This is a genomic window from Armatimonas sp. (assembly GCF_031410135.1).
Lineage (GTDB): Bacteria > Armatimonadota > Armatimonadia > Armatimonadales > Armatimonadaceae > Armatimonas.
This window is the reverse complement of sequence record NZ_JANNYP010000909.1, coordinates 1-3,565: the sequence shown is the minus strand read 5'-3', so window position 1 is coordinate 3,565 and position 3,565 is coordinate 1. Positions and strand designations below refer to the sequence as shown.

Annotated in this window: 4 protein-coding genes and 1 pseudogene; all 5 read left to right on the top strand. The window is 59.4% G+C overall.

The features are described 5' to 3' along the window. Positions 1-524, top strand: a pseudogene (locus RMO15_RS32360) (phosphate--acyl-ACP acyltransferase); the annotation flags it as partial. Next, the gene (locus RMO15_RS32355) at positions 521-1,546 is read left to right on the top strand and encodes a beta-ketoacyl-ACP synthase III (RefSeq protein ID WP_309723195.1); all 1,026 of its coding nucleotides are present in this window, start codon (positions 521-523) and stop codon (positions 1,544-1,546) included. The pseudogene RMO15_RS32360 and the gene RMO15_RS32355, both read left to right, overlap by 4 nt. After that, positions 1,543-2,499 (top strand): ACP S-malonyltransferase, encoded by a 957-nt coding sequence (gene fabD / locus RMO15_RS32350; protein ID WP_309723192.1) that lies wholly within the window; start codon positions 1,543-1,545, stop codon positions 2,497-2,499. The genes RMO15_RS32355 and fabD overlap by 4 nt, the downstream gene beginning before the upstream one ends. Then, a complete protein-coding gene (fabG, locus tag RMO15_RS32345; protein ID WP_309723190.1) occupies positions 2,496-3,248 on the top strand; it encodes a 3-oxoacyl-[acyl-carrier-protein] reductase in 753 nt (250 codons plus the stop codon). Before fabD ends, fabG begins: the two co-directional genes overlap by 4 nt. A gap of 29 nt (positions 3,249-3,277) precedes the next feature. Beyond that, positions 3,278-3,514: an acyl carrier protein gene (gene acpP, locus RMO15_RS32340; RefSeq protein ID WP_309723187.1), complete on the top strand. Its 237-nt coding sequence runs from the start codon at positions 3,278-3,280 to the stop codon at positions 3,512-3,514. Positions 3,515-3,565: the final 51 nt, after the last annotated feature.

The window sequence follows — 3,565 nt, the reverse complement described above, 5'->3', positions numbered from 1 at the left end:
TTGGCCCTCGCCTCGGCCAGCATGTCATGGGCATCGAGAACCCCAGCGTTGCCTTACTCTCCAATGGTGAGGAAGACACCAAGGGCAATGAGCTGGTGAAAAAATCTCGCCCGCTGATTCAGGCTCTCCCCGTGAACTTCGTCGGCAATATTGAGAGTAGCCATCTCTTTGAAGGTGGCGTGGATGTCATTGTCGCTGATGGCTTCGAGGGAAATATCTTGCTCAAGGCCGCTGAAGGCATGGGCAAGCTTGCCATTGTTCATGTCCAGCGCACCCTCGCCGAGGCCCAGACCGACGGCGAGCGAGCCGTCTTAAAATCCGCACTAAAAAAACTGATCGCGGCAGGAGACTACGCCGAGTACGGTGGAGCTCCCTTGCTTGGGGTCAATGGGCTCTCCCTCATCGCCCATGGCCGCTCCAACGCCCGTGCGATCTTCAGCGGTCTCCGGCTCGCCACACAGGCAGTACGCTCGGGCTATGTAAATGCGGTAAAATCCGCCCTAGAAGGAATACCGATAGAATGAGGACGCTGCGGCGGGCCACGATAGCAGGCATTGGCAAGTATACTCCTGAGCGGGTACTGACAAACGAGGATATCTCTAAGATCGTAGACACCAACGATGAGTGGATTGTCCAGCGCACCGGGATCCGGGAGCGACGGCTAGCAGCAGAGAACGAAGCGACATCGGACATGGCGGTCAAGGCGGCTCAAGAGGCACTGGAGCGCGCCGGAATCACCGCCGCACAGCTCGATGTGATCGTGGTTGCGACTTGTACGCCCGACTTTAACAACTTCCCCGCCACCGCGATGCTCGTCCAGAATGCACTGGGCGCTCCTAGAACCACCGCGTTTGATGTCTCCGTTGCCTGCGCGGGCTTTGCACACGGCCTGGATGTCGGCGCACAGTTTATCGAGACAGGCCGCGCTAAAAATGTCCTCGTGATCGGGGCAGAGAAGATGTCCAGCGTCGTGAACTGGGAAGACCGCGCCACGTGTATCCTCTTTGGAGATGCCGCCGGAGCCGTGCTCTTACAACCCAGCGACGATGAGAGTGGCCTGCTCGCCTCAGATCTCGGCGCGGACGGTAGCGGCGCGTGCCTGCTCAACCTCCCTGCGGGCGGAAGCCGTCATCCGATGACCCCCGAGCTGCTGGCGGGTAAAGAGAACACGGCGCACATGGACGGCAAGGCGGTCTTTAAGTTCGGCGTGAAGGTGATGGGCGAGACGGCGCTCAAGGCACTCAAGCGCGCCGGTCTGACGGAGGCCGATGTGGACGTGCTCGTCCCCCACCAGGCTAATATCCGCATCATCCAGGCCGCCGCCGAGCGCATGGGCTTGGTCGAAAGCGACGGCTCCCTGAGCCATAAAGTCGCGGTCAACATTGATCGCTACGGCAATACCAGCGCCGCCTCGGTTCCACTTGCCATGTACGAAGCGTGGCAGGAAGGCAAGATCGTCGAGGGCAGTATCGTCGTCACGATTGGCTTTGGAGCCGGGCTTGCTTGGGGTGCCAACGTGATCAAGTGGGGTAAGCTCAAGCCATGAAGCTAGTCTTTGTCTTTCCCGGCCAGGGCGCACAAGCCGTCGGGATGGGCCATGCGCTGTTCGAAAACTCTGCCGCCGCTCGTGCTGCTTTTGAGGCTGTAGACATCGCCTGTGGCGCTTCAATCTCCACACTTTGCTTTGAGGGGCCGGAAGCGGCCCTGAAAGAGACCAAGAACACCCAGCCGTGTCTGTTTGCCACCAGTGTTGCTGCGCTCGCTGCCTGCCGCGAGGCCGGACTGGAACCAGTAGCCGTCGCAGGGCACTCCGTGGGCGAGTACGCTGCGCTGGTCGCCGCCGGGGCATTTGATATCGCCACGGGTGCCAAGCTTGTCCAGCAGCGTGCGCTCGCGATGGCAGAAGCCGCCACGCAGAACCCCGGTTCGATGGCCGCTGTGCTTGGGCTGGATGCAAGCGTGGTGCAAGAAGTTTGCGACTCCCTTAAAAGCTCCCCCGTTATCGGGGGCGGGGGGGGCCCTATTGTGGTTCCTGCCAACGATAACTGTCCGGGCCAGGTGGTCATCTCCGGTGAGGTCGCTGCGCTGGAGGCCGTTGCGCCATTGCTCAAAGAGCGTGGCGCAAAGAGAGTTCTGCCACTGGAAGTTTCGGGGGCGTTCCACTCGCCCTTAATGGCATCTGCCGCCGAGGCGCTTAAGCCGATCATTGACAGTGCCGCGATCGCCGCGCCGCGCCTGCCGATTGTCGCCAATGTCACGGCGGACTATGAGACAACTTCCGACGAGATCAAAGCCAATCTTGCCGCGCAGGTCGCAGGGCCGGTGCGCTGGACAGAGACCATTCAGAAGCTCGCAGGCGATGGCTACACACACTTTGTCGAGTGCGGCAGTGGAAAAGTGCTCGCTGGGCTGATCAAGCGCATCGCCCCAGAGGCCATTGTTTTTTCCGTCGGCGATAGTGCAAGCCTGGCAGCGGCGGTTGAGGGGCTAAAAACATGAGTTTAGAAGGAAAGATCGCCATTGTCACCGGCGCGGGACGGGGCGGACGCGGGATCGGGCGCGGGATTGCACTGGCACTGGCGCAGGCAGGAGCGAATATCGCCATCACCTCACGTAGCAATATCGCCGATGCCGAGGCTGTCGCGGAGGCGGTGCGCGAGACGGGGCGTACGGCACTCGCGATTCAGTGCGATGTGAGCGATGCCGCGTCCGTCGAGAGCCTCTTTGCTACCGTAAAAGAGCAGCTGGGGCGCGTGGACATCTTGGTCAACAACGCCGGGATCACACGCGACACACTTCTCTTGCGTATGAGCGAGGACGACTGGGATGGCGTGCTGGATGCGAACCTCAAGGGGACGTTTCTGTGCACCCGTGCCGCCGCCAAAATCATGCTCAGGCAAAAATCCGGGCGCATTATCAATATTACTTCGGTCAATGGGCAGGTAGGAAGCCCCGGTCAGGCGAATTATTCTGCGTCGAAAGCGGGTATGATTGGCTTTACCAAGAGCGTGGCACGCGAGCTGGCCTCACGGAACATCACCGTGAACGCTGTCGCACCAGGCTTTATTGATACCCAGATGACCGATTTCGTCTCGGGCGACTCGCGAGAGAAGCTTTTAGAGAAAATTCCGCTGGGTCGGTTAGGCACAGCGGAGGACGTGGGCGCAGCAGTGGCGTTTCTGGCGTCGGAGGCCGCGTCGTATATCACCGGGCAGACACTCACTATTGATGGTGGATTAACTGTCTAACCCAAGCTTTTATTGAGGAGCATAAGGAAATGTCTACGTTTGAGCGTGTGAAGAAGGTTGTAGTGGAGCAGCTGGAAGTTGACGAGAAAGAAGTCACTCCGCAGGCTTCCTTTGTGGATGATCTAGGAGCTGACTCTCTAGATGTCGTGGAGCTTGTCATGGGCCTCGAAGAAGAGTTCGATATCGAGATCCCCGATGAGTCCGCTGAGAAGATCACCAATGTCCAGCAGGCAATTGACTACATCGAAGAGAAAACCAAGAGCTAATTTCGCCCCAAGTCGGCGGTATGGGACGAAGGTCCCATGCCGCCGCTTTTT

Bases quoted from the DNA above. Each gene is read 5' to 3' on its own strand.
- RMO15_RS32355 (WP_309723195.1), top strand. From the start codon at position 521: ATGAGGACGCTGCGGCGGGCCACGATAGCAGGCATTGGCAAGTATACT.
- fabD (WP_309723192.1), top strand. From the start codon at position 1,543: ATGAAGCTAGTCTTTGTCTTTCCCGGCCAGGGCGCACAAGCCGTCGGG.
- fabG (WP_309723190.1), top strand. From the start codon at position 2,496: ATGAGTTTAGAAGGAAAGATCGCCATTGTCACCGGCGCGGGACGGGGC.
- acpP (WP_309723187.1), top strand. From the start codon at position 3,278: ATGTCTACGTTTGAGCGTGTGAAGAAGGTTGTAGTGGAGCAGCTGGAA.